The sequence below is a fragment of the Aliiruegeria haliotis genome, from assembly GCF_003003255.1.
In the GTDB taxonomy this organism is placed as follows: Bacteria; Pseudomonadota; Alphaproteobacteria; order Rhodobacterales; family Rhodobacteraceae; genus Tropicimonas; species Tropicimonas haliotis.
This window is the reverse complement of sequence record NZ_PVTD01000004.1, coordinates 243,377-268,838: the sequence shown is the minus strand read 5'-3', so window position 1 is coordinate 268,838 and position 25,462 is coordinate 243,377. Positions and strand designations below refer to the sequence as shown.

The following is a 25,462-nucleotide window of genomic DNA, read 5'->3' as shown; positions in this document are numbered from 1 at the left end:
CCCCGGCATGGGTGTGTCGGTCAGGTGCTGGCTGGACGGATCAGTATATCCACACGCCGGTTCTGCGCGCGGCCTTCCTCCGACAGGTTCGATGCAACCGGCGCATCCTCGCCGCGGCCAAGCGCGGTCAGGCGCGTGGGCGCAACGCCGTTTGCGGCAATGATGTTGGACACGGTTTGCGCACGGCGCACCGACAGGTCCTGGTTGTAGGTGGCGTCACCGGTGTTGTCGGTGTGGCCGACGACCTGCGCGGTGGTGTCCGGGAACTCGTTCAGGTTCAATGCGAGGGCGCGCAGTTCGTCCTGCAGATCCGCGCGCACCGCCGTGCTGTCGACATCGAACAGAATGTCCTGCGGCAGTGTCACGACCAGAACGTCGCCCTGCTGGTTGATGATGATCCGGTTGTCACCGATGGACTGGCGCAGGGCGGCGGCCTGCTTGTCCATTTGGTTGCCGATCAGCGCACCGGCGCCGGCGCCGATCGCGGCCCCGGCAAGGGCGCCCTTGGCCCTGCCGCCTGTGGCGGCGAGGCCGGCGACGGTGCCGAGCGCGCCTCCGACAATGGCATTGTCGCGCGTGTAGTTGGTGTCCGGGTTCAGCTGCGCAGGGTCCGTACAGGCCGAGAGGCCCAGGACGCCACAGGCGGCCACGGCCATGGGAAGGCGGAAGGTCATGCTTTGTGCCTCGTCTGCTTTCTTGTTTCTGAAAACGTTGATACGACACGCGCCGCCGGTTGCCAGCCCCTTGAAGGCCCGATGGCAAAGATTTGCGCAGCTTTCAGTGGTCAACCGGCCTCTGCGCGGGCGGATTCCCAGGCCAGCAGCGCGCGTTTGACCGGCAGCCCCCAATGATACCCGCCCAGGTCGCCGTCCTTGCGGATGGCGCGGTGGCAGGGGATCAGCCAGGACACCGGGTTGCGTCCGACGGCCGTGCCCACGGCACGAACGGCACGCGGGTTGCCGATGGCGCCGGCGATCTCCGAGTAGGTGGTGACCTGGCCGGTGGGGATGGACAGCAACGCTTCCCAGACCTTGATCTGGAACGGGGCGCCGATCAAGTGGAGCTGTGCCTCACCGCCATTGCCGAGGGCGGCCTCCATCCACGGCGAAAGCGTCTCCGGATCCTCCCGGTAGGTGGCGGCGGGCCAGCGGCTGCGCATATCTTCCATAGCGGCGTCCCGCCCGGTCTCCGAGGTGAAAGCGAGCCCGCAAAGCCCCTTGCGTGTGCCCATGGCGAGGCTCTCTCCGAACGGCGTGTCGAACCAGCCGTAGTAGATCTCCAGCCCCTCTCCGCCCTTGGCGTATGTGCCGGGTGTCATCGCTTCCCAGCGCAGGAACATGTCGTGCAGGCGGCTGGAGCCGGAAAGCCCGATCGCATCGGCGGCTTCCAGTGTGGTGAAACTCTCCCTCAGCAACGCCTTGGCCTGTCCCAGCGCAAGGTACTGCTGGTATCGCTTGGGCGAGACACCCACCCATTGGCTGAACAGGCGTTGGAAATGTGCAGGGCTCATGTTCATCCGCGACGACAGCCCCTCCAGCGACAGCAGTTCTCCAGCCTCTTGCGCGGCGTCGATCTCGTCCAGCGCGCGGCGCATGACCTGAAAATGGTAGCTGGTCTCGGTGCTCATCTCGGACGCTCCTCCTGTTGGCCTTCAACCTAGAGACCGCGCAGCGCCAGAGCGACCCGTTTCCTGCGCCTTTCCCGCTCTCGCGTTGCATCCCGCCGGATTGGCGTTACACCGAAGCATCAACACCAGCGAGGCACCCATGGCCAGGCAACTTCCCTACGGCACCCTGCGGCAGATCTTCGAGCGTTTCCGGGAGAGCGAGCCCGAGCCCAGGGGCGAACTGGAGCACACAAACGCCTACACGCTTGTCGTTGCCGTGGCGCTTTCGGCGCAGGCCACCGACAAGGGGGTGAACCGGGCCACCCGGGATCTTTTCGCCAGGGTTTCCACGCCGCAGGAGATGCTGGACCTCGGCGAGGAGGCGTTGATCGAGCATATCAGGACCATCGGGCTCTATCGCAACAAGGCAAAGAACGTGATGAAGCTCTCTAAGATCCTCGTCGAGGATTTCGACGGCGAGGTGCCCAATTCCCGTGCCGCGTTGGAGAGCTTGCCCGGCGTCGGTCGAAAGACGGCCAACGTGGTGCTGAACATGTGGTGGGGCATGCCCACGCAGGCCGTCGACACGCACATTTTCCGGGTCGGAAACCGGACGGGGATCGCGCCCGGCAAGGATGTCGTCGCGGTCGAACGTGCCATCGAGGACAATGTTCCGGCCGATTTCGCCCGGCACGCCCATCATTGGTTGATCCTGCACGGCCGCTATGTTTGCAAGGCGCGCAAACCCAACTGCTCGGTCTGCGTGATCGAGGAATTCTGCCAGAAGGACGGCGTGGAATGAGCCCGAAGTACAAGGTTGTCGGCATCGGCAATGCGATCGTGGACGTGCTGTCCCATTCCGATGACAGCTTTCTCGACATCATGGGGATCGAGAAGGGCATCATGCAACTGATCGAAAAGGAGCGCGCCGAGGTTCTCTATGCTGCCATGGACGACCGTCAGCAGGCCCCCGGCGGGTCGGTGGCAAATACGCTGGCCGGACTTGGCCATCTTGGGTTGAAGACCGCCTTCATGGGGCGGGTGCGCGACGATGCGTTGGGTCGGTACTATGTCGATGCGCTGGCGAAGGACGGTACCGACTATGTCAACGTCCCGGTTCCGGAGGGCGAATTGCCCACCTCCCGCTCGATGATCTTCGTTTCTCCGGACGGTGAGCGGTCCATGAACACCTATCTCGGGATCTCTGCCGAAGTGGGGCCGGGTGACGTGCCGCCTGAGGTTGCCGAGGGGGCCGAGATCCTGTTCCTGGAGGGCTACCTGTTCGACAAGGACAAGGGCAAGGAAGCCTTCCTTGCTGCCACGCGCTTGTGCAAGGCGGCGGGCGGCGAGGCTGGCATCGCATTGTCCGATCCTTTCTGCGTTGACCGCCATCGTGCCGATTTCCGGTCCCTTGTGGCCAACGAGATGGACTACGTCATCGGCAATGTTCACGAATGGTGCTCGCTCTACGAGACGGACGACCTCGAGAATGCGCTGGCCCATGCGGCCGTGGATTGCGACCTCGTGGTCTGCACGCGCTCGGGCGACGATGTCGTTCTGATCCGGGGTGGTGAGCGCATCGAGGTGCCGGTTCACCGCGTGACACCCGTGGATGCGACCGGGGCAGGGGACCAGTTCGCCGCCGGGTTCCTCTTCGGGCTGAGCACTGGCCGGGACCTTGAGACCTGTGGGCGGATGGGGGTCATTTGTGCTGGTGAAGTGATCGGCCACATGGGACCGCGTCCCGAAACCGATACGCTGGATCTCTTCCGGCAGGCGGGCCTTGTTCGGGAGCTCGGCTGAGCGGCGCGCCTAGCAGGTCGTGTCCGGTGCAGGATCGTCGCGCGGCCCATCGGGATCCGGCGCGGGATCCTGACGATCTGACCGACCTGAGCATTCGAGCGCGACACCCTGGCTGACCAACATGTCGGCAATGTCCTCGCCATCGGCAAGGCATTTGCCGAGCATCATGTGTCCGTCCCGCTCACCATTCAGGCGGCAGCTCACAAAATGCCCCTTGACGATTGCCTGCACCACCTGACGCGCGGCCTCTTCCTCGTCGCGCGATTGGTCGGGCAGGACGATCCCACGCAGCCGGACGGCCGTTCCGGAGATCACCAGCGTATCAGCGCGGGCCACGTAGACCTCGCCCTGAACCGCGGTCAGTAGCAACGCGAAGCCCGTCGCCAGGGTCACCAACATCTCCGCTCTCCTCGATGCCTGTCTTTGGAGTGGTGGGATGAGACTAGAGAATTATACCTGACGTATCAATTACGGACTAGGAGGTTGATTTTGAGACCCCCAGGTGCCATGCGGCATACATGAAGATCGGGTACGTCATCGCGCGCGCAAGGCGCGCCGCCGGGATGAAGCAGAAGGAACTCGCGGCCGCAGCCGGGGTTCATGTGCAGACCTTGAAACGGTTGGAGGGCGGTGCCGGAGCGGGATATTCGACCGTGCGCGCCTTGGAAAAGGCATTGGGCAAGGCGGGTGCAAGCTGGACCGAGGTCGATGGCGGCTACGAACTCAGGGTCACGCTGAAGTCAGACGGCTGAACACGCCAAGCCGAATTTCGGGAACGTTATTGCAATTGCCGGTGGTTGACCAACCTCAGCCGGGACCACGTTCCGTTCGCGTCGCCGGACCTGATGTCCTCCAGCCCCAGCAAGAGCGCGACATCGCGGATTGTCTGTTCCCGCAGGTCGGTCTTGATCCCGGAGGAACGCTCCGGCCACAAAACGTGGATAACGCCATTCTTCTCAACGGTTTTCAGCACCTCGGGAAGCGCCGCCTCCAGCCCGGCACGCCGTGTCACGAAGAGGTGCACACTGCCTTCGGTGCGGCTGGTGTCATAGGCGGCGGGGCGCCGGGGGGAGCGTCGGGAATCCATGGTCCTAGTCGCCCAGTTTCGCATGGATTTCGTCGAGGTCGATTTCCCCGGTCGGCATCTTGTTCGCCGGGTTCTCGAAATCGTAGCGGAAGAGGTGGAAGTCACGGTGGTACATCTCGTAGACAAGATGCATCGACAGGTCGTCGAAATAAGCCTCTACCGGGTGGGCGCGCTTTGGCCCATGTCCTTCGCTTTCGTTGAAACGGGGGATGGCAGAGAGATCGACCGGTTTCGGTGTCTCGACAGCATCGAGCACCGTCTGCATGCCGTCATTGAAGGATTCGGTCCAGAAGATCTGGTTGTACCGGCCGCCATTGGTGATGAGCGTCGACACATGTCCCGACATGTCGGACCAGTGAATGTCCGGGTCCATTGGCCGGCGCCAGCGGATGGTGTCGCGCGCAAACAGAAGGAATCGGCGAAAGCTCCGGATCTGGTCGAACTCGAACCCGGTCTCCGGATCCCCGACCTCGATGCCGTACCGCTGGATCAGGAGCGGCACGAGGTTGCCGCGATACCGCCGCCCGTTGCGCTGGATCCCGCAGATCTTGTCGAAGAACGACGACAGGATCCGGGCATAGGGATTGCGTACACAAGTGAAGGTCAGGGAACGCTGCGCCGCCACGTTCGCGGTGATCGGTGCACGGCTGTGGTCCTGGTTCCACTTGTGCAACCCGCCCTCGGCATCGTGAATGTCACCGTCAAAAAACTGCCCGTGGTCGGAATAGTACATGATCTGGCCAATGGTGGAGCAGGCACATTTCGGCACCACACGGTAGACCATGCTCTCGCTTTCCGTCATCCAGGTGCCGGGAAATCCCATGGCCATGCCTCATCCTAAGGTGATCCAAACATGCTTTCCTCAATCGAAACAAAAAAGCAAACAAACCCTGTCAATTGTGGCGCGGTTCAAGCTATGACCGATAACAGTCACCCCTAAGTTGCGAAGATTGTTCCTGAAATGGTGCAGATCGCCTACCTGCTGCTTTGCCACAAGGACCCCGACGCGATCATCGCGCAGGCGCGTCGACTGACGGCCGCAGGCGATTGCGTCTCGATCCATTTCGATGGCCGCGCCCCGGCGTCAGAGGACGCGCGGCTCAGGGAGGCTCTGTGCGATGACCCCAACGTGACCTTCGCCCGTCGCCGGGTCCGGTGTGGCTGGGGGGAGTGGAGCCTTGTCGAGGCGACGCTTCAGGCGATCGAGGCCGCGATGGACGCGTTTCCGGAGGCCACGCATTTCTACATGCTGTCGGGCGATTGCTGGCCGGTGAAGTCGGCGGAGTTTGCCCATGCGCTGCTTGGGGGGGACGACGTGGACCATATCGAGTCCGTCGACTACTTCGAGAGTGGGTGGATCAAGACCGGCTTCCGGGAGGAGCGGTTGATCTACAGGCACTACTTCAACGAACGCAAACACAAGCGCCTGTTCTATGGCAGCTACGAGCTGCAAAAGCGTCTGGGCTGGAAACGGCGGATTCCCGACGACCTGAAGATGATGATCGGCAGCCAATGGTGGTGCCTGCGCCGGTCGACCCTGACGAAAGTCCTGGACTTCTGTCATGCCCGGCCAGAGGTGCTGCGTTTTTTCTCCACCACCTGGATCCCGGACGAGACCTTCTTTCAGACCATCGTTCGCCATGTCATCCCGCGAGAGGAAATCCGGTCGCGCACGCTTACGTTCCTGATGTTCACCGACTACGGGGTGCCGGTGACCTTTTACAACGATCACTACGACCTGCTTCTTGGGCAGGATGCCCTGTTTGCGCGCAAGATCAGCGCCGAGGCACAGGAGTTGAAGTGGCGGCTTGGCACGCTCTACTCCGCAACAGGACAGGAGTTTCCGATTTCCGGCGAGGGGCGCAGCCTTCACCGGTTCCTGACCGGGCAGGGTCGCGTGGGGGAGCGGTTCGGGAAGCGTTTCTGGGAGAGCGACGGCAACGTGGGCAAGGACCACGACCTGCTGCTGGTGGTCTGCAAGAAATGGGATGTGGCTCGGAGCCTGTTGGCGGCGATCGAGGCCTGTACCGACATCCCCACGGCGGGCTTCCTCTTCAATGACGAACACGCGCCGCTCCCTGACCTGGGGGGAATTGAGAAGGGCCTTCAGAAACGCGCGCGCCATCGCCGGGTGTTGATCCGCATGCTCTACGGATTCCACGGCAGCCGATCGCTTGTCATCTGCCTCGATCCGTCGATGAGGGAATTGATGGAGGATTTCCGATCCGACCGGATGACGACCCGGCTGCTGGAGATCGAATGCCGCTTCAACGATGAGGAGCTGCAACGGCACGCGCAGCAGATCGGGCTGCTTGGGGAGGCGCCGGGCACCGCGACGCGCGACAGGGTTCTGCCCGCGCTTCGCAATGACCTCGCCTTCGAGGCCGAGAGGGTGCGACTTGTCGGATTCGAACATCACGAGCACATTCGGGAGGGCGGCCTCCCGGCTGAAATCGCGCTGTCGCTGTCGCGGTTTCTGAGTATACCGGAGGAGACAGCGCGACAGGTGGCGCAAAGTGCCGACCTGTTCGGCGAGGACAAGCACGAGGGATAGTCCCATGGCCTACGAGTACGACGATCAGAACATCTTCGCGAAGATCCTCCGCGGAGAGATCCCCAACGACACGGTGCTGGAAACGGAGCATTCACTGGCCTTCCGGGATATCCAGCCGCAGGCCCCAGTCCATGTCCTCGTGATCCCGAAGGGCCCGTATGTCTGCTACGACCACTTCGCCCTTGAGGCGAGCGAGGCGGAGATCGTCGACTATACCCGTGCCGTTGGTGAAGTGTGCAAGATGGCTGGCGTTCAACCCGGGAATGGGGGCAACGGGTTCCGTCTGATTGCCAATGCCGGTGCCGATGGCGTGCAGGAAGTGCCGCATCTTCATGTCCACATACTCGGTGGGCGCGGGCTTGGCCGGATGCTGCAACCTGCGGGCTGATTGCGCGGCTCAGCCGAGCCCTGTCAGCATACGCCGGACAATGGCACGCGCGCGGTCAAAATGCTCCTGGCTTTCCGAGGCATAGTAATCGAGGCCGGGCGCCGAATTCACTTCCAGGATCACCGCCGCCTCCGGCTGTGCCAGCAGGTCAGGCGCCATGAGATCGACACCGGCCAGCCGCAGCCCGAGCGACCGGGCCGCGCGGACGGCAAGCCTTCGTGCGGCATTCGGAACGACGTCTGTCAGGTCGACAAGATCCCCGCCCGTGGAGAGGTTGGCGTTGCCAAGAAGTGCGACCCGTTCACCCTGTGCAATCACGGTATCGAGCGCGAGCCCGGCCGTTGCAAGGGTTCGGGCGATGCGTGGATCATCGCCCGCGATCTTGCACCCCCGGTGCCGATCCGCCAGCCGGGCCAGCGCGGCCTCGATCAGGGACGAAAGCGGGCGCGCGCCATCGCCCGTCACGGAAAGCGGACGCCGTTCATAGGCCAGCACGACATCTCCCTCCAGGACCAGCAGACGGTAGTCGCGGCCGGCCACGCATTGCTCCATCCGGATCCGGTCGTGCCGGGTGAGCAAGGCAGCCAGATCTCTGTCCAGATCCTCGGGGGATTCGCACCGGTGCACATCCTCTCCCTCCGACCCGGCGTTCGGCTTTGCAATGACCGGGAAACCCAGCATGGCGGCCATGGAACGTGCTGCCTCGGCGCCGGGAAGGCGGCTGGCGATACTGCGGTTGCGCAGCGCCATCCGATCCCGGTAGGCTTGGCTGAAAAAGATGCCACCGCGTGGGGTCGGCAGGCCTTCGGCCGCCAGCCAGGTTGCCGTGTACTCCTTGTCCGCTGCCAGCGCGGCGCTTGCATCGCTGTTCAGCCCAAGGGCCTTGCCAAAGACCGGTCCTGGCGCGCCGCCCGGCGGCGTGTAGCGGCCTACGAATCCGAAATTGCGGTCCATTTCGATCCGCCCACCAAGCTCCTGTGCCGCTTCCGCCAGCAGCCGCAGGAACGGGGTGCCCCGTGCCAATGCCTCCGTATCCGGCTTGGACAGGTGCAGCGGCACTCAGGCCACCTCTTCGCCACCGGTCCCGCGGGAGGACGTCAGAGCGAGGAACACATCCTCCAGGTGGGGCTCCTCGGTCGCGACATCGGCGATACGAATGCCGGCGGCGCGAACAGCGTCCAGAATGTCTTCCGCTGCCGTCTGTCCCCGCCTGTAGGACAGGGCCAGGGCGCCGTCCGGCCGATGCTCAAGCTCAACGCCTTCGGGGAGGCGGATGTCTCCGTCAAAGGGTTGCGTCGGGTGGATCAGCAGGGACTTGGCGTCAAGCTGCCCGATGAGCGTGTCCGTGCTTTCATGGGCGATCTTGCGCCCCTGATGGATGATGGCGATCTCGTCACACATCTCTTCCGCCTCTTCGAGGTAGTGCGTGGTCAGGATGATCGTCATGCCTTCTCTGTTGAACTTGCGGACGTTACTCCAGAGCATCTGGCGCAGTTCGATATCCACGCCTGCCGTCGGCTCGTCGAGCACCAGAACGCGGGGCCGGTGGACAAGAGCCTTGCCCAGTAGCAATCGCCGTCGCATGCCTCCCGACAGGGTGCGGGAATAGGCATCGGCCTTGTCCGTCAGCCCGATCAGGTCGAGGATCTCTTCTGTCCGCCGCTCGCGTTTCGGCACTCCGTAAAGCCCTGCCTGAACGTCGAGCGCCGCGCGTGCGGTGAAGAACGGGTCGAGGTTCAACTCCTGCGGCATCACGCCGATCGCGGCCCGGCTCTGGCGCGGGTTCACATCATGGTCGAATCCCCAGATCCGGACGTTCCCGGCACTTTTGCGCACCAGTCCCGCGAGGATGTTGATCAGGGTCGACTTGCCGGCGCCGTTCGGCCCCAGTAGGCCGAAGATCGAGCCTGCGGGCACCTCCAGGTTCACATCCTGGAGCGCGGTCTTGGCCGGCTCTCCGGAGTGGGCGGCATAGGTCTTGGACAGACCTTCGATTTCGATGGCATTGCCTGACATATGCGGCGCTCCGGCACTTGCCCGTTTCAGGGCGTTCCCTATGATGCCGCGAACCTAAGCCGAGCCGCGGGGCGCTACAAGCATGCCCGCGCGATGACCATCAGGAGCCGAGTGCATGTCCGTGATCCCTGAACCTCCCGAGACCGAAGCCGTGACCGCGTCGCGCGTGGCCTGCGACGGTGGCGAAGGCGCCCTCGGACATCCGCGAGTCTGGTTGAGCCTCGGGGAGGACGGCGAGGTCGAGTGCCCCTATTGCGATAAGAAGTTCGTCCTGGCCGAGAAGGTCAGCGGATGATCGCAAGGTAAGGCGACGGGCCGGTGACCGGCCCGCCTGTCAACTCTGTGCCGGTCCGGTCACTTGGCCGGCGCCATGGGGGAGAAGTCCGGGATCGGCTTTCCTGAAGCAGGCTGTGCTTCCAGATCTGTCCAGTTGCTGTTCGCCAGCTCGATGTTGCCCGGAATGTCCTCTTCCCAGAATCCGACGACATTCTTGGTGATATTTAGGTAGAGCTTTCCGTCGACGATGCGCCATAGGTTCGGATTGCCCGGCACCTTGCCGCCCTTCGCCGCGCCGAAAGCGCAGTGGCCGTCGAACTGGGGTGAGTACTTTTCCGGATCCGCAAGGAACGCGTCGCGGTTTGCCTCGTTCGAGAAGGCAAAGGTTGCGCCGTCGTACTCGGCAGTGATGTCCGCGTTGCCGGGCACCGCTGCGGGTTGCGGGGTCCCTACGTCGGACTGGTCGAGGCCGAAGTAGGCCACCACGTCGTAGCCCGACACGGCAAATCCATTGGCGGCTGTGTATTCCTCTCCGGCGAAGGCGGCAGAGGTGGCGAACGAGAGGCCAATGGCCATGGCGGGAATGAAGCGCATGTCGTTTCCTTCAGGTTGTCGATGGGCGGACCCTGTTCATGGGGGCCATCACAGGGAACTCACGTTGACGTGGATCACACAGCCGTGTTCTTGGCTGCACGCTGCGGGTGGAGGCAGCGTCCGCTCCGTCGCCGACTCGCGTCCGCAGAACAGCCTTTGGCCCACTGGCCCTTGCCCGGAGAACGTGGCACCAAGGAGCCGAACCGGACACAGGGAGCGCGGCATGGCATTCGGCAAGGGACATCACCTGCATCTGATCGACGGCTCGGCCTTCATTTTCCGGGCCTACCATGCCCTGCCGCCGTTGACGCGCAAGTCGGACGGACTGCCCATCGGCGCAGTGGCCGGTTTCTGCAACATGCTGCATCGCTATATCGAGGGAAACACCGGTCCCGATGCGCCGACCCACGCGGCGGTGATCTTCGACTATTCCGGCAAGTCCTTCCGCAACGAGATCTACGACCTCTACAAGGCGAACCGGCCGCCGGCGCCGGAAGATCTCGTGCCGCAATTTCCGCTCACGCGGGAGGCCACCCGTGCCTTCAACATAGCCTGCGAGGAGATCGAGGGCTACGAGGCCGACGACATCATTGCCACGCTTTCCTGCCAGGCCCGCGATGCCGGGGGACGCGTAACCATCATCTCCTCCGACAAGGACCTGATGCAGCTTGTCGGCAGCGGGGTGGAGATGCTCGACGCGATGAAGAACAAGCGTGTCGGCGTGGAGCAGGTGGAGGAGAAGTTCGGTGTGAAGCCGGAGCGAGTGATCGACGTGCAGGCGCTGGCCGGTGACTCGGTGGACAACGTGCCGGGCGCTCCGGGGATCGGGATCAAGACCGCCGCGCAGCTGATCAACGACTTCGGCGACCTGGAAACGCTGCTCGACCGTGCCGAGGAGATCAAACAGCCCAAGCGGCGCCAGACCCTGCTTGAGAAACGCGAGCAGATCGAGTTGTCCAAGCGGCTTGTCACGCTCGATTGCGACACCCCGCTCGACTTCACGCTTGACGATCTGGAGGTCAGGGAACCCGACCCGGAGATCCTGCTCGGGTTCCTGGGAGAGATGGAGTTCCGCACGTTGTCGAAGCGGATCGCCGACCAGCTCGGCGTCGAGGCGCCGGCGATTGCCGACTCCGCGCCGGAGGCCGGTGAGGCGGAGGGGCCGGAGGCGATACCTTTCGATCACGACGGCTACGAGATCGTCCGCGATGCTGCCGCCTTGCAGGTCTGGATCGACCGTATCAACGCCATGGGCCGCGTGGCCATCGACACGGAGACGACCGGGCTCGACGAGATGGTCGCCGAGCTTGTCGGCATCTGTCTGTGTGTCGACCCCGGGCGTGCTTGCTATGTGCCATTGGCACACAAGGCCGGTTCCGGCGACGGGTTGTTCGCGGAGGAAGCACTTGCGGAAGGGCAGATGCCGCTCGACGAGGCGGTCGCGATGATGAAGCCGGTCCTTGAGGACGCGGCCGTGCTGAAGATCGGCCAGAACATGAAATACGACGCCAAGATCCTCGCCCGGTACGGCGTCGATGTGGCGCCCTACGATGACACGATGCTGTTGTCATACGCGATGCATGCAGGTCTGCATGGGCACGGGATGGATGCGCTCTCGGAGCGTTACCTTGGTCATGTGCCGATCCCGATCAAGGACCTGATCGGAAGCGGGAAAAGCGCGATCACGTTCGACCGTGTGGAGGTCGAAACGGCCGCAAAATACGCCGCCGAGGATGCCGATATCACGCTCCGCCTATGGGAGCTTTTCAAACCTCAGTTGCATCTGGCCAGGGTGACGACGGTCTACGAAACCCTGGAACGCCCGCTTGCACCGGTCCTTGCGCGGATGGAGATGGCCGGGGTCAAGGTCGATCGCGACACGCTCTCGCGCATGTCCAACGCCTTCGCGCAGAAAATGGCCGGGCTGGAGGCGGAGATCCACGAGCTGGCGGGTGAGACGTTCAATGTCGGTTCGCCAAAACAGCTGGGCGAAATCCTCTTCGACAAGATGGCGCTGGAAGGCGGCAAGAAGGGCAAGACCGGCGCATGGTCGACGCCCGCCCAGGTGCTCGAGGACCTCGCCACCGAGCACGAACTGCCAGCGCGGGTGCTCGACTGGCGGCAACTCAGCAAGTTGAAATCGACCTATACAGATGCCCTTCAGGACCACATCAACGCTGATACTGGGCGGGTGCACACTTCATATGTCCAGTCGGGGGCAAACACCGGGCGGCTCGCGTCGACCGACCCGAACCTGCAGAACATTCCGGTGCGCAGCGAGGAAGGGCGCCGCATCCGGGAGGCGTTCGTGGCCGACAAGGGCAAAAAACTGGTGAGCCTCGACTACTCGCAGATCGAGTTGCGAATCCTCGCCCATGTGGCCGGAATCGACGCGCTGAAACAGGCTTTCCGCGATGGCCACGACATTCACGCCATGACCGCCTCGGAGATGTTCGACGTGCCGCTGGAGGAGATGACACCCGACATTCGCCGTCAGGCAAAGGCGATCAACTTCGGGGTCATCTACGGGATTTCGGGTTTCGGCCTGGCCCGCAACCTGCGCATTCCCCGCGGTGAGGCGCAAGGCTTCATCGACCGCTACTTCGAGCGGTTTCCCGGCATCCGCGGCTACATGGACGAAACGATTGCCTTCGCGAAGGAACATGGCCACGTACAGACGCTGTTTGGCAGGAAGATTCACACGCCGGAGATCAACGCGAAAGGTCCCGGTGCCGGGTTTGCCAAGCGCGCTGCGATCAACGCACCGATTCAGGGTACTGCGGCTGACGTGATCCGGCGTGCGATGATCCGGATGGAGGCCGCCATCGAAGGGTTGCCGGCCAGGATGCTACTGCAAGTCCACGACGAGCTTATTTTCGAAGTGGATGAAGGCGCCGTGGACGACACCATCGCCCGGGTTCGCGAGGTCATGGAAAGTGCGGCGGAACCGGCGGTGAAGATCGATGTTCCGCTGGTTGTGGATGCCGGGGTCGGCGACAACTGGGCTGAGGCGCACTAAGGCCCCACGGTGGGCCTCCCCGTCGCTCGCCAATTTGGCGCATTGCGCGCTGGCCCTGCCGGGGGCATCGCTGGCCAAAACGGGTAGGGCAGGCCCATGCCGCACGACCACCATCATCACCATGTGGACATAGCATCCGGGGACCGTCGGGTCCTTGCCGCCGTCGCTGTGAACCTCGGCCTGACGGTCGTGCAGGTTGTGGCAGGGGTGATTTCCGGTTCCCTCGCGCTGGTCGCCGACGCAATCCACAACCTCAGCGATGCGCTGTCGCTCGTCATTGCGCTTGCGGCGCGTCGGATCGCGCGTCGCCCTGCGGATGCAGACATGACCTTCGGCTATGGCCGGGCAGAGGTCGTGGCAGCCCTGATAAACTACACAACGCTGATCGTGATTGCCGTCTACCTCGCGGCCGAAGGCGTGACCCGGCTGTTGGACCCGCCCGACGTGCGCGGCTGGATCGTGGTCGTCGTCGCGGCTGTTGCGCTGGTGGTCGACCTGGTGACGGCCATGCTGATCTTTCGGATGTCCAAGGGCAGCGTGAACATGCGCGCTGCCTTCCTGCACAATGTCATGGATGCGCTGGGCTCGGTTGCGGTGATTGTCGGCGGCACACTGATCCTTCTCTACGACTGGCGATTGGTGGACCCGCTGGTGACGCTCGGGATTGCCGGGTACATCCTGTGGCATACGGTTCGGGAGGTCCGGCCCGTGATCCGGATCCTGATGCTCGGCAGCCCCGGCGCACCGCGCCTTGAAGCGGTATTGGAGGGCATGGAATCCGTGGACGGCGTGGGAGAGGTTCATCAGGTTCACCTCTGGCAGGTGGGGGAGCACGAAACCTCGCTGGAGGCGCATGTGGTTCTGCAGGACGGTGCACCTGCGGCTTCGGTCAAGGTCGCGCTCAAGCGTGTGCTCGCAGACAGGTTCGGTGTTCGACGGTCGGTTCTGGAGATCGAGACCGCTCAGGACCGCTGCCGCGATGCGCGCCGGATTGGACATGGTTCAAGTCACAGTGCGAGCCCCGGTGCCGAAGGCGACCCTGGGTCACGCTTGACGCCCGGGTAAGGGCTGGCGTTTTCTCCCTGCCAATTTGGAGGAGGAAATCATGTCCGAGCCGTTGGTACGCATCGACAATTCAGATGGCCCGGTGGCCGAGGTGTGGCTGAACCGCCCGACCAAGAAAAACGCCCTGACGCTGGAACTGCTGGACGAGTTGGTGGCTGCGGGCCGGATGCTGAGGGACAAGCCGGGGTTGCGGGCCGTGGTTCTTGCCGGGGAGGGCGGGGATTTCAGTGCCGGGCTCGACACCACCGCACTGATGGCGATGGCCGGGAAGCTCGAAGACATCAAGGCAGAGATGCTGAGCCCGGAAGATGGCGAGATCGCCAATCGTTTCCAGCTTCCGGCCGTCGTCTGGAGCCAGGTGCCGGTTCCGGTCGTGGCGGCACTGGAGGGCGTTTGCTTTGGCGGCGGTGCGCAATTGGCGCTGGGGGCCGACTTCCGGATCGCGCGGCCAGACTCCCGGTTCTCCATCATGGAGGGAAAATGGGGGCTGATCCCGGACATGGGGATCTCCCAGAGCCTTCCGCGGCTCCTCCCTGCGGATCAGGCCAAGGCGCTGATCATGACCGCGCGGATCCTTCAGGGCACCGAGGCATTTCGACTCGGGCTTGTAACCCGGCTGTCCGATGATCCCGTGAGCGAGGCGCGTGCATTCGCCCACGCGCTGGCGGGGCGCTCCCCGGAGGCGATCCGGGCCGGAAAGGCCCTTGTCGACGCCATCTACGGCTCGGATTCGGCTGCCAACCTGCGGTTGGAAGCGGAGTTGCAGGCAGCGCTCATCGGCTCGCCCAACATGATCGAGACGGTCATGGCGAACGTCCAGAAGCGGGACCCGAACTACAGCTGACGAACGGAGCGGTTGGCAGAGTTCTCCTCCGCGCCCTTCAGTGCAAGTCCGGTGCACATTGACTGGCAGCCTCCCTGCCGCCGCGGCAGGTTGCGCGCCGCGTTGACGGAATGGTCGCCGGATCCGGAATGGCAGATCCCGGCGCTGTCAAGGAAGGTCTGCCGAGGGGACAATCGGAAAGAACACCCCGCCCGACCAGAGGCCGAACCAGACCTCGCCAAGGTGATTATGGTGCACGCCGAGGTCCACCAGCCTGTAGAACGTCTTGCGGTCGATCAACGCCTCTAGGTTCACCCGCACCAGCACGTAGGGCGAGGGTTCGCCCGTTTCCGGATCGCGGACCACGCGGATCGGGTTGTCAGGTCCCGCCGTGACAGTGTCGCCGACGTTTGTGGTGAATGTGATCACCTGTGTGTTTCCGTCGCCGGCAGCATTCGCGTCCGTGGCCACGAAAGGCGCATCCTGGACGCGAATCCCCACCTTCTCGACAGGTGTGACAAGGAAGAAATCGTCGCCATCCTTTCGCAGGATGGTGGAAAATAACCGCACCAGCGGCGCCCGCCCGATCGGTGTTCCATTGTAAAACCAGGTGCCGTCGCGGCGGATCTCAATGTCCAGATCGCCGCAAAAGGGCGGATCCCAGAGGTGAACCGGCGGTAGGCCGCCCGATTTTCCGGCCTTTGTCGCGGCCTTTGCCAGGCTCTCGGCGGTGACTGTGCTGTCCATTTCGCGCGATCCCTTTTTTGTCATTTGTTCCCGGCGGAATATCTGCCTTACTGGTCCCGATCATAACGCCCGAGGAAATCCTGTCATGTCCGAGCCCGAAGATCTTGTCTCAGAAATCGAAGCGCTGGGTGAAAAGCTGGGCGAGGCGAAGGGGTCCATCACCCGACGTTTCATCGGCCAGGAGCGGGTTGTGGACCTTGTCCTGTCAGCCTTGCTGTGCGGTGGCCACGGGCTGCTGATCGGCCTTCCGGGGCTTGGCAAGACGCGGCTCGTTGACACTCTCGGGACGGTGATGGGGCTCAACACCAACCGGATCCAGTTCACGCCCGACCTCATGCCAGCGGATATCCTCGGCTCGGAGGTGCTGGAGACGGGCGAGGCCGGGCGGCGGGACTTTCGCTTCATCGAGGGGCCGATCTTCTGTGAGTTGCTGATGGCCGACGAGATCAACCGCGCCTCGCCGCGGACCCAGTCGGCGCTCCTGCAGGCCATGCAGGAAAAGGAAGTGACCATCGCTGGTGAGCACCGGGCACTCGGGGCGCCATTCCACGTTCTGGCCACCCAGAACCCGATCGAGCAGGAGGGGACCTATCCGCTCCCCGAGGCCCAGCTCGATCGCTTTCTCGTGCAGATTGACGTGCCCTACCCGGATCGCGCGACCGAACACGATATCCTGATCGCCACCACGGGCGTCGAGGAGGCAGAAGCGCATGCAGTTTTCACGCCTGACGAGTTGATCGCCGCGCAGACCCTGCTGCGGCGCATGCCGGTAGGCGAGAAAGTCGTCGAACTGATCCTTGATCTGGTGCGCGCGTTCCGTCCCGGCGAACCCGACGCGCCCGAGGCTGTGACCCGCAACGTGAGCTGGGGGCCGGGTCCTCGCGCGGCGCAGGCACTGATGCTGACGGTGCGGGCCAGAGCGCTCCTGGATGGTCGCCTCGCACCTTCCCCGCAGGACGTGGTGGAGATGGCCGAGCCGGTATTGCTGCACCGCATGGCGCTTACCTTCGCGGCGCGGGCCCGGGGCGAAAACCTCGGTGAGATCATCCATTCCGTGGCAGCGCAGGTCAGTCAGGTCGAGGCAGCCGCGTGAGCCAGGCCGGGCCACAACTTCGCACCCGGGCCGAGGGGCTCGCGGCGGCCCTGCCGCCCTTGTTGGCGCAGGCGGAGCATCTGGCGTCCACTGTGCTGCTGGGATCCCACGGGCGGCGGCGTTCCGGCATGGGCGACGAGTTCTGGCAGTATCGTCCGATTTCGCAGGGTGACGAAGCACGGGAGATTGACTGGCGCCGGTCGGCGAAGTCCGACGTTCATTTTATCCGGCAGAAGGAATGGCAGGCGGCGCAATCCGTCGTGATCTGGGTCGATGGTTCGCGCAGCATGGGGTTTTCCGGCGACCGGAACCGCCCTGCGAAATCGGATCGTGCACGGCTCCTGGCTCTGGCGATTTCGGTGCTGCTGGTGCGGGCAGGGGAGCGTGTCGGGCTGGCCAACCTCGGCACGCCACCCCGCAGCGGACCGTTGCAGCTTGTTCGGCTTGCGGAGGCCCTGACCGGCGATCTGTCGGAAGATGACTATGGCACGCCGGAGGCGCCGGGACTTCCGGCGCATTCGCGCGCCGTGTTCCTTTCCGATTTCATGGGCGACATGGATGGCGTGGAAGCCGCCTTGGCAAAGGCCGCCGATCGCGGTGTGCATGGCACCCTATTCCAGATCCTGGACCCGTCCGAAGAGACCTTTCCCTTCGATGGCCGAACGATCTTCGAGAGCATGGGCGGGACCCTCAGCCACGAAACGATGAAAGCCGGCGATCTGCGTGATCGCTACCTGGAGCGGTTGGCAGAGCGCAAGGACAGGCTTGAGCAGCTGTCCCGGGTGTCGGGGTGGCTCTATGAATGCCACCACACCGGCGACAGCGCCCAATCGGCGTTGCTCTGGCTTTATGCCGCGCTGGAGCGGTCTCGCTGATGTGGATGCTGGGCCCCATAGGCTTCACGGCGCCGCTGATCCTGCTTGCGCTGGTCGCCTTGCCGATCCTGTGGATCGTGCTGCGCGCCGTGCCGCCTGCGCCGATCCGGCGGCGATTCCCGGGGGTGGCGCTGCTTCTGGGGTTGACTGATGACGAGACACAGACGGATCGCACCCCCTGGTGGTTGCTGTTGCTGCGGACGCTTGCGGCCGCCGCGGTGATCATTGGCTTCGCGGGGCCGGTCCTGAACCCGCAGGTGGAGGAGACCGGCAGCGGCCCGCTCCTGATCGTGATCGACGGGTCCTGGGCCGAGGCGCCCGACTGGGGACGTCGTCTGGACAGGATCGCAGCCGTGGTCGAGGACGCCTCCCGTGCAGGCCGTCCCGTGGCGCTTGTTCAGCGCACGGATTTCCCGGCCGGCGCGCCGGAGTTCCTCTCCGCAGACCGCTGGGCAAACCGTATTTCCGGGCTGGAACCGAAACCTTGGGCGCCGGCGAAGGAGGCGCAGGATCTCTGGATTGCGGCGCTTGGAAATGCACGTTTCGACAGTGTCTGGTTCTCCGATGGTCTGGATCGCCCCATCCGGGAGCAGATGCTGGAGGCGTTGGAGGCACGCGGGACCGTTCGCGTGCTGGAGGGCGGCCGGGCCGCCCTCGGGCTGCTTCCCGCCGGATATGCCGACGGGATCGTCCAGGTCGGCGCCGTGCGATCGGCGAGTTCCGTGGAAAGCGAGATCGAGATCGCGGCCATCGGGTTGGATCCGGCCGGCGTGGAGCGCAGCCTGGCCTCAGTGCCCCTGCGCTTTGATGCAGGCGAGGCGCAGGCTCAGGCAGAGCTTTCGCTACCGCCGGAATTGCGCAACCGGATTACCCGGTTCGAGATCGTCGGCAATCGATCAGCTGGTGCCGTGACGCTCACCGACGACAGCCTCAAGCGGCGCGAGGTGGCGCTCATTGCGAGCCGGGATGACCGCGAAGGGCTGGAGTTGCTATCGCCGTTGCATTTCCTCCGTCAGGCATTGGAACCGACTGCAGATCTTCTTGACGGCGCACTTGTTGATCTGCTGGTCGCCAACCCGGACGCAGTCGTTCTGGCCGACGTCGCCCGCCTCGCCCCGGCGGAGCAGGACGGGCTGATCGAATGGGTCGAAAAGGGTGGTCTTCTGGTGCGATTTGCCGGACCGCAGGTTGCGGCTTCCGACCTGAGCCGCGCGGAGGAAGACTCGCTGATGCCGGTCCGCCTGCGCGTGGGGGGGCGCAGTGTTGGTGGGGCGATGAGTTGGGGCGAACCCAAGACCATTCGCACCTTTTCGGAAAACTCGCCGTTCTTCGGGCTGGACGTGCCCGAGGAGGTGGTCGTTCGCTCGCAAGTCATGGCGCAACCCGATCCGGACCTGAGCGAACGAGTGATCGCGGCCCTGACCGACGGTACGCCGCTGGTGACCCGCAAGCGGTTGGGCGAGGGGCAGGTCGTGTTGTTCCACGTCACGGCCAATGCCGAGTGGTCCAACCTGCCGCTCTCCGGTCTCTTTGTGCAGATGCTGGAACGGCTGGCGCTGTATTCCCGCCCGACGGTGCCATCGGCAGAAGATCTCGCGGGGACAACCTGGACCGCGGCCCGCGTGCTTGACGGCTTTGGTGCGGTCAGTGATGCCGGGACGCTGCCCGGTGTGCCCGGCGAGCGCCTCGCGGCACGGAAGATGGATGCCGACATGCCGCCCGGCCTCTATACCGGTTCGGATGAGCGGAGCATCGCACTCAATGTCCTGTCGTCGGCGGACCGGTTGCAGCGCGCGGCATGGCCAGCGCGTATCGCGGTGGAGGGGATGGGCCTGCTGCGGGAGACCCCGCTGAAGGGCCATGTCCTGGCTGCGGCCCTGCTGATGCTTGCCCTCGACATTTTCGCTTCGCTGTGGCTGTCTGGGCGCCTGCGCGGGGCGGGCGGCGGTGTGGCAGCGGCAATTGCACTGGCGGTCCTTCTGCCTGCCACGCCCGTCGAGGCTCAGGAGGACGTTGCAGAAGAGCTCGCGATCCTCGCGACGTCCGAGGTCGTTCTGGCCCACGTGCTCACCGGGGACGACAGCTTGGACCGGGTCGCGGCCGCCGGTCTGGCCGGTGTCGGCGATGCGCTTTACCGCCGAACCTCCGTTGAACCGGCCGCGCCGATGGGTGTGAACCTGGAGACAGACGAGCTTGCCTTCTATCCGCTGCTCTACTGGCCGGTCAGCGAGACACAGCCGATCCCCTCTGCGGAAGCCTATGCGCGCCTCAATCAGTACCTTCGCAACGGCGGTATGATCCTCTTCGACACGCGCGACGCGGATATCGGCGGTTTCGGCTCCGGCACGCCAACCGGCCGCAAGCTGCAGCAACTGGCGCAGCCGCTGGACATCCCGCCACTCGAACCGCTGCCGCAGGACCACGTGCTGACCCGCACGTTTTACCTGTTGCAGGACTTCCCGGGCCGCTTCGCCAGTCGGGATGTCTGGGTCGAGGCCGCGCCCGCCGATGCCGAGCAGGTCGAGGGCATGCCTTTTCGCAACCTCAACGATGGCGTGACGCCGATTGTCATCGGTGGCAATGACTGGGCTGCGGCCTGGGCGATCGACGAGTTGGGAAACACCATGTTCCCGGTTGGCCGTGGCTACGCCGGGGAACGGCAGCGTGAGTTGGCGCTGCGCTTCGGAGTGAACCTCGTGATGCATGTGCTGACCGGAAACTACAAATCCGACCAGGTCCACGTGCCTGCGCTGCTCGACAGGCTGGGCCAATGACGCGGGCGACGGATATCCTCTTCGATCCGTTGCTGTCCTGGGCCGTCATCTGGATCGGCACGGCGCTTGCCGTGGCTCTGGTGGCGCTGGCTGCATGGCGCGGGCTGCGCGGATGGTGGTTGCGCGGGCTGGCCGCTGCGGCGTTGCTGGTGGCGATCGCCAATCCCTCCTACCAGATCGAGGAGCGCACGGCGCTGTCGGATATTGTCCTGCTCGTCGTGGACCGTTCTGCCAGCCAGCAGATCAGCGACCGTGCGGCGCAGACCGACGCCGCCGTCCAACGGATCGTGGACGAGGTCGAGCGTCTCCCGAACACCGAGGTGCGGATTGCGACCGTTTACGACGGCAACGACAATGCCGGCACCCTCGCCGCCACTGCGCTTGCGGAACTTGTCGCCGAGGAACCCCGCGCCCGGATCGCGGGAGCAATCCTCGTAAGCGATGGCCAACTGCACGATATCGAACGCATGCCGGCGCTTCCCGCACCGCTGCATCTGCTCCAGACAGGCCACGATACCGATTGGGATCGGCGTTTGCTGATACGCAATGCGCCTACTTTCGCCATTATGGGCGAAGAAGTCACCCTGACCCTGCGGATCGAGGAGAGCGGCGCGGTCCCGGCGACCATGGAAGGCACGGTGTCGCTGTCCATCGGGATCGACGGCGACGCGCCCGTGATTGTCGATGTGCCGGTCGGCGAGGATCTGCAATTGCCACTCACGCTCCCGCATGGCGGGATGAACGTGGTCCGCTTTGAAGTCGCGGCGGCCGAGGGCGAGTTGACCGACCGAAACAACGCCGCGGTGGTGCAGATCAACGGCGTCCGGGATCGACTGCGGGTCCTGTTGGTCTCTGGCGAACCCCATGCGGGCGAGCGCACCTGGCGCAATCTGCTGAAGTCCGACAGTTCCGTCGACCTCGTGCATTTCACGATCTTGCGCCCGCCGGAGAAACAGGACGGCGTGCCTGTTACGGAGCTTTCGCTGATCGCCTTCCCCACGCGGGAGCTGTTTCTCGACAAGATCGACGAATTTGATTTGATCATTTTCGACCGCTACAAACGGCGGGGCATCCTGCCGATGATCTACCTGGAGAACGTGCGGAACTACGTGGAGAGCGGTGGCGCGGTACTGGTCGCCGCGGGGCCGGACTTTGCCGGTGCCGACAGTCTCTATCGTTCGCCACTGGCGGATGTTCTTCCAGCCGCCCCGACGGCCCGCGTTCTGGAGCAAGGGTACCGGCCGCAAATCACCGAAACGGGTCGCAAGCATCCAGTCACCGAAGGGCTGGACCAGCTGGCGCCGCCACCGGCAGACGGGTCCGAGGGACCGGGCTGGGGGCGCTGGTTCCGGATCGTGGATCTGTTGCCCGAGGCGGGTCACGTGGTCATGGACGGCCCGGACAATAGACCGCTCCTGGTGCTTGACCGCGCCGGAGAGGGGCGGGTGGCGCTCCTTGCGTCGGACCATGCCTGGCTCTGGTCGCGTGGTTTCGAAGGCGGCGGTCCGCAGATGGAATTGCTTCGCCGCCTTGCGCATTGGATGATGAAGGAGCCCGAGCTTGAAGAGGAGGCATTGACCGCCGTGGCCGAAGGGCTCGATGTCGTGGTAACGCGGCGCAGCCTCGGCGAAGCCCCCGGCGATGTGGAGGTTACGGCCCCCGACGGCAGCGTCCTGTTGGTTCCGTTGACCGAGGTAGCTCCGGGGCGGTTCACGGGCCGCTTCACTGGCGAGGCCCCGGGGCTCTATCGGCTCACGGAAAGCGACCTTGAGCGTGTGATCGCGCTTGGGCCCGCGGCGCCGAAGGAATTCGAGCAGACCATCGCCTCCGGCACCCTTTTGGCGCCATCGGTCGCAGAACGTCGTGGCGGGGTCCTCCGGATCGAAGAAGGCGTGTCGGCAGTTCGACAAGTGCGCGAGGGGCGGGCGGCAGCCGGTCGCAACTGGATCGGTATCACCCCGCGCGAGGCCTATCGGACGGCCGACCTGACCGTGATCCCGCTCGTCGCACCACTTCTGTTCCTGCTGTTGGCGATGGCCCTTTCGATTGGTGCATGGCTGCGCGAGGGACGGCGCTGACGCGACGGATCTGGCCCTCACCGGTGGGCAGTGCCGGTTCAGGGGAGGGGGAAGACCCGCCTCTCGCCGCCCCAGCCTTCCGGGCTGGTGCTTGCCTCGATCACGACCTCGCCGAGCCCCTCAGGGATTGCGACACCACCCAGTGACCGGGTGAACGGTTGCTCGTTTTCATGCGGATGCGCCAGGACACGGGTGCCCAGTACGGTTCCGTCTGGCGACAGCACGCGCCACCCGTCGGCATAGTCGTCCCATCCGGTGTCGCCGTGACGGAGTGTCACCGAAAAGGTCCAACCGCTCCCCGATGGGCGGGCGGTGACATCCTCGATGACCGCCGGATCGGCAGCGGCGGGAAGCACAAGGACAGGCAGGAGCATCAGGTGTTTCATCCCGCGACCTTGCCACAGCCGGGATATGCGCGCGGTCACGATTGTGTCAGCTGTCGTGGTGCAGAAGAAGGTTGCGGCTTTTTGACCCGAACTCTCGCCGGACGATCATCGCCAGAACGGCAAGTGTGCCGAGTATCAGCGGAACGGCGCCTGCCAGCCAGGCGGTAGCACCGAGCGCGAAGTAGACCGACCGCATGCCACGGTTGAAGCTGCGTGCGGCTAGCGAATTGAGCTCGGCTGCCTTCGCTGCACGCGGATAGGTCAGCGGATCATCGGCATCGTTCGGGACCGCGGCCATCAACACCGCGCAATAACCGAATTGCCGGTGTGACCACACAAAGGCCAGAAATGCGGACACAAGGAAAAGCAGTACCGGAAGGAGTTTGATTTCCCACAGGATTTCCGGGGTCTGTCCCCTGACAAGATCGCCTGCGACGTCGCTGAGCGGCTGCGGGTTGGCGATCAGTGCCAGCCCGGCACCGATGGCAAGCATCGAGGAGGAGGCAAAGAATGTCGTGCCCTGGCGGAGCGTCGACAGGATCGAGGCATCGAAGATGCGGGGTTGGCGGGTCACGAATTCCCGCATCCAGTCCTCGCGATAGGCACGCATCAGGTTGGACACGGAGCGGCGCTTGAAACCGGCATGCTCGATCCGCCAGCCGATGCCATACCAGCAGGCGACAAGGAGGATCAGCGCGATCATGTCGAGCGTGGAGAGCAGGGCGAGTCCGTCTATGAGCGTCATGGCGAGACCCTATCGCGCAACGCGCCGGTAGACAGCCGCAAAAATTGGTTCTAAAAACTTACCAATTGCTGGGGAGGACACGCCATGGAAATGCCAGTCCCGAATTCGTCGATCCTGTCGCGAAAGTCGCAGGTGGTCGCACGTCTGAAGCAGGCGCTGCCTGCGGATGCGGTCATCGATGACGAGGCCGAAACGCGGGCCTACGAATGTGATGCGCTGACGGCCTACCGGTGCCCGCCGCTTGCCGCCGTATTGCCCCGCAACACCGAAGAAGTCTCGGCGGTTCTCAGGATCTGCCATGAAGAGGGCGTGCCGGTTGTGCCGCGCGGTTCGGGCACCTCGCTCGCCGGCGGCGCCTTGCCCACAGCCGACAGCGTGATCCTGGGTGTGGCCCGCATGAACGACGTGCTGGAGACGAACTATGCCGACCGGTACATCCGCGTTCAGTCCGGCCGGACGAACCTGAGCGTGTCGGGCGCGGTGGAGGAGGAGGACTTCTTCTACGCACCGGATCCCTCCAGCCAGCTCGCCTGTGCCATTGCCGGCAACGTGGCGATGAACTCGGGCGGGGCGCATTGCCTGAAATACGGGGTGACCACGAACAACCTGCTTGGTGTCAGGATGGTTCTGATGGATGGCACCGTCGTGGAGATCGGCGGCGCGCATCTCGACGCGCCGGGTCTGGATCTGCTTGGGCTGGTCTGCGGTTCGGAGGGTCAACTGGGGGTGGTCACCGAAGCCACGCTGCGCATCCTGCGCAAACCGGAAGGCGCACGCCCCGTCCTGATGGCGTTTGACAGCAACGAGGTTGCCGGGCAATGCGTGTCCGACATCATCAAGGCTGGCGTGCTGCCGGTTGCCATCGAGTTCATGGATCGCCCATGCATCCGCGCGACGGAGGCGTTTGCCAAGGCCGGCTATCCCGACAGCGAGGCGCTGCTGATCGTGGAGGTCGAGGGCTCGGCGGCGGAAATCGAGGAGCAGCTTTCCAAGATCCTCGAGATCGCCCGTCGCCACAATCCGGTCGAGTTGCGCGAGAGTGGCTCGGAGGAAGAATCGGCGCGGATCTGGCTGGGGCGGAAGTCGGCATTCGGGGCCATGGGCCAGATCAACGACTACATGTGCCTCGATGGCACAATTCCCGTCTCCGAGCTGCCGTATGTCCTGCGGCGGATCGGCGAGCTGAGCGCGGAGTTTGGGCTTGAGGTCGGCAATGTCTTTCATGCCGGCGACGGGAACATGCACCCGCTGATCCTCTTTGATGCCAACAAGCCGGGGGATCTGGAGAAATGCGAAGCGATGGGGGCCGAGATCCTCAAACTCTGCGTCGAGGTCGGCGGTTGCCTGACCGGAGAACATGGTGTCGGCATCGAGAAACGTGATCTGATGAATGTGCAGTACGCGCCGGAGGATCTGGAGGCGCAGATGGCCGTGAAGGATGTCTTCGATCCGTCCTGGTTGCTGAATCCGGCAAAGGTGTTCCCGCTGGAGGCGTCGCGGGTGCGGCGCGCGGCGGAATGACTGGCCTGATGC

Annotated in this window: 25 protein-coding genes; 14 read left to right on the top strand and 11 right to left on the bottom strand. The window is 64.3% G+C overall.

What is annotated here, in order from left to right; all coding sequences use genetic code 11:
• Positions 1-20: 20 nt before the first annotated feature.
• Together CLV78_RS12595 and CLV78_RS12590 are read right to left on the bottom strand one after the other, a co-directional pair.
• Positions 21-674: a YiaD family glycine zipper/OmpA-like lipoprotein gene (locus CLV78_RS12595; protein ID WP_106205167.1), complete on the bottom strand. Its 654-nt coding sequence runs from the start codon at positions 672-674 to the stop codon at positions 21-23.
• Positions 675-784: 110 nt separating this feature from the next.
• On the bottom strand, positions 785-1,627 hold the full coding sequence (locus CLV78_RS12590; protein WP_106205166.1) for a bifunctional helix-turn-helix domain-containing protein/methylated-DNA--[protein]-cysteine S-methyltransferase: 843 nt from the start codon (positions 1,625-1,627) through the stop codon (positions 785-787).
• A gap of 139 nt (positions 1,628-1,766) precedes the next feature.
• Here CLV78_RS12590 and nth point away from each other — a divergent pair, with 139 nt between their 5' ends.
• Entirely contained in the window at positions 1,767-2,408 is a 642-nt protein-coding gene (nth, locus tag CLV78_RS12585) for an endonuclease III (protein WP_106205165.1), read from the top strand.
• Positions 2,405-3,409, top strand: coding sequence for an adenosine kinase (locus CLV78_RS12580; protein WP_106205164.1), 1,005 nt, complete (start codon positions 2,405-2,407; stop codon positions 3,407-3,409). Before nth ends, CLV78_RS12580 begins: the two co-directional genes overlap by 4 nt.
• Positions 3,410-3,418: 9 nt before the next feature.
• Here the strand turns inward: CLV78_RS12580 and CLV78_RS12575 are convergent, their stop codons facing one another.
• Positions 3,419-3,808: a thermonuclease family protein gene (locus CLV78_RS12575; RefSeq protein ID WP_106205163.1), complete on the bottom strand. Its 390-nt coding sequence runs from the start codon at positions 3,806-3,808 to the stop codon at positions 3,419-3,421.
• Between the two features lie 119 nt (positions 3,809-3,927).
• On the opposite strand from CLV78_RS12575, the gene CLV78_RS12570 reads away from it, so the two are divergent.
• Entirely contained in the window at positions 3,928-4,161 is a 234-nt protein-coding gene (locus CLV78_RS12570; protein WP_106205162.1) for a helix-turn-helix domain-containing protein, read from the top strand.
• Positions 4,162-4,187: 26 nt separating this feature from the next.
• On the opposite strand, the gene CLV78_RS12565 is transcribed toward CLV78_RS12570, so the two are convergent.
• Together CLV78_RS12565 and CLV78_RS12560 are read right to left on the bottom strand one after the other, a co-directional pair.
• Positions 4,188-4,496 carry a hypothetical protein gene (locus CLV78_RS12565; protein WP_106205161.1) on the bottom strand — a complete coding sequence of 103 codons (309 nt, stop codon included), beginning with the start codon at positions 4,494-4,496 and terminating at the stop codon, positions 4,188-4,190.
• A 4-nt stretch (positions 4,497-4,500) separates the two neighbouring features.
• Positions 4,501-5,319 carry a sulfotransferase family protein gene (locus CLV78_RS12560; protein ID WP_106205265.1) on the bottom strand — a complete coding sequence of 273 codons (819 nt, stop codon included), beginning with the start codon at positions 5,317-5,319 and terminating at the stop codon, positions 4,501-4,503.
• 138 nt (positions 5,320-5,457) lie between these two features.
• On the opposite strand from CLV78_RS12560, the gene CLV78_RS12555 reads away from it, so the two are divergent.
• Both CLV78_RS12555 and CLV78_RS12550 read left to right on the top strand, forming a co-directional pair.
• Positions 5,458-7,050, top strand: a complete 1,593-nt coding sequence (locus tag CLV78_RS12555; RefSeq protein ID WP_106205160.1) for a DUF5928 domain-containing protein — start codon at positions 5,458-5,460, stop codon at positions 7,048-7,050.
• 4 nt (positions 7,051-7,054) lie between these two features.
• Positions 7,055-7,438, top strand: coding sequence for an HIT domain-containing protein (locus CLV78_RS12550; RefSeq protein WP_106205159.1), 384 nt, complete (start codon positions 7,055-7,057; stop codon positions 7,436-7,438).
• A 9-nt stretch (positions 7,439-7,447) separates the two neighbouring features.
• Here CLV78_RS12550 and CLV78_RS12545 read toward each other — a convergent pair whose 3' ends face one another.
• Together CLV78_RS12545 and CLV78_RS12540 are read right to left on the bottom strand one after the other, a co-directional pair.
• Positions 7,448-8,497: a hypothetical protein gene (locus CLV78_RS12545; RefSeq protein ID WP_106205158.1), complete on the bottom strand. Its 1,050-nt coding sequence runs from the start codon at positions 8,495-8,497 to the stop codon at positions 7,448-7,450.
• A complete protein-coding gene (locus CLV78_RS12540) occupies positions 8,498-9,454 on the bottom strand; it encodes an ABC transporter ATP-binding protein (RefSeq protein WP_106205157.1) in 957 nt (318 codons plus the stop codon).
• Positions 9,455-9,575: 121 nt separating this feature from the next.
• On the opposite strand from CLV78_RS12540, the gene CLV78_RS12535 reads away from it, so the two are divergent.
• Positions 9,576-9,749, top strand: a complete 174-nt coding sequence (locus tag CLV78_RS12535) for a zinc-finger domain-containing protein (RefSeq protein WP_106205264.1) — start codon at positions 9,576-9,578, stop codon at positions 9,747-9,749.
• A gap of 59 nt (positions 9,750-9,808) precedes the next feature.
• On the opposite strand, the gene CLV78_RS12530 is transcribed toward CLV78_RS12535, so the two are convergent.
• Entirely contained in the window at positions 9,809-10,324 is a 516-nt protein-coding gene (locus tag CLV78_RS12530; protein ID WP_106205156.1) for a YHS domain-containing (seleno)protein, read from the bottom strand.
• Between the two features lie 223 nt (positions 10,325-10,547).
• On the opposite strand from CLV78_RS12530, the gene polA reads away from it, so the two are divergent.
• The 3 genes from polA (at position 10,548) to CLV78_RS12515 (ending at position 15,252) form a co-directional block, all read left to right on the top strand.
• The gene (gene polA, locus CLV78_RS12525; protein ID WP_106205155.1) at positions 10,548-13,343 is read left to right on the top strand and encodes a DNA polymerase I; all 2,796 of its coding nucleotides are present in this window, start codon (positions 10,548-10,550) and stop codon (positions 13,341-13,343) included.
• A 96-nt stretch (positions 13,344-13,439) separates the two neighbouring features.
• Positions 13,440-14,408, top strand: coding sequence for a cation diffusion facilitator family transporter (locus CLV78_RS12520; RefSeq protein WP_106205154.1), 969 nt, complete (start codon positions 13,440-13,442; stop codon positions 14,406-14,408).
• A gap of 40 nt (positions 14,409-14,448) precedes the next feature.
• Positions 14,449-15,252: a crotonase/enoyl-CoA hydratase family protein gene (locus CLV78_RS12515; protein ID WP_106205153.1), complete on the top strand. Its 804-nt coding sequence runs from the start codon at positions 14,449-14,451 to the stop codon at positions 15,250-15,252.
• A 147-nt stretch (positions 15,253-15,399) separates the two neighbouring features.
• Here the strand turns inward: CLV78_RS12515 and CLV78_RS12510 are convergent, their stop codons facing one another.
• The gene (locus CLV78_RS12510) at positions 15,400-15,978 is read right to left on the bottom strand and encodes a DUF1285 domain-containing protein (protein WP_245925025.1); all 579 of its coding nucleotides are present in this window, start codon (positions 15,976-15,978) and stop codon (positions 15,400-15,402) included.
• An 85-nt stretch (positions 15,979-16,063) separates the two neighbouring features.
• On the opposite strand from CLV78_RS12510, the gene CLV78_RS12505 reads away from it, so the two are divergent.
• Genes CLV78_RS12505 through CLV78_RS12490 form a run of 4 tightly spaced genes read left to right on the top strand, consistent with a single transcriptional unit; the run spans position 16,064 to position 22,798 of the window.
• Complete coding sequence (locus CLV78_RS12505; protein WP_106205151.1) at positions 16,064-17,071, top strand: AAA family ATPase; 1,008 nt, start codon at positions 16,064-16,066, stop codon at positions 17,069-17,071.
• Entirely contained in the window at positions 17,068-17,946 is an 879-nt protein-coding gene (locus CLV78_RS12500) for a DUF58 domain-containing protein (RefSeq protein WP_106205150.1), read from the top strand. The genes CLV78_RS12505 and CLV78_RS12500 overlap by 4 nt, the downstream gene beginning before the upstream one ends.
• The gene (locus CLV78_RS12495) at positions 17,946-20,720 is read left to right on the top strand and encodes a DUF4159 domain-containing protein (RefSeq protein WP_106205149.1); all 2,775 of its coding nucleotides are present in this window, start codon (positions 17,946-17,948) and stop codon (positions 20,718-20,720) included. Before CLV78_RS12500 ends, CLV78_RS12495 begins: the two co-directional genes overlap by 1 nt.
• Positions 20,717-22,798, top strand: a complete 2,082-nt coding sequence (locus CLV78_RS12490) for a hypothetical protein (protein WP_106205148.1) — start codon at positions 20,717-20,719, stop codon at positions 22,796-22,798. Before CLV78_RS12495 ends, CLV78_RS12490 begins: the two co-directional genes overlap by 4 nt.
• 38 nt (positions 22,799-22,836) lie before the next feature.
• On the opposite strand, the gene CLV78_RS12485 is transcribed toward CLV78_RS12490, so the two are convergent.
• Both CLV78_RS12485 and CLV78_RS12480 read right to left on the bottom strand, forming a co-directional pair.
• Entirely contained in the window at positions 22,837-23,184 is a 348-nt protein-coding gene (locus tag CLV78_RS12485) for a hypothetical protein (RefSeq protein WP_106205147.1), read from the bottom strand.
• A 46-nt stretch (positions 23,185-23,230) separates the two neighbouring features.
• Positions 23,231-23,929, bottom strand: a complete 699-nt coding sequence (locus tag CLV78_RS12480) for a DUF599 domain-containing protein (protein WP_106205146.1) — start codon at positions 23,927-23,929, stop codon at positions 23,231-23,233.
• Positions 23,930-24,013: 84 nt separating this feature from the next.
• Here CLV78_RS12480 and CLV78_RS12475 point away from each other — a divergent pair, with 84 nt between their 5' ends.
• Positions 24,014-25,450 (top strand): FAD-linked oxidase C-terminal domain-containing protein, encoded by a 1,437-nt coding sequence (locus tag CLV78_RS12475; protein WP_106205145.1) that lies wholly within the window; start codon positions 24,014-24,016, stop codon positions 25,448-25,450.
• Positions 25,451-25,462 lie beyond the last annotated feature (12 nt).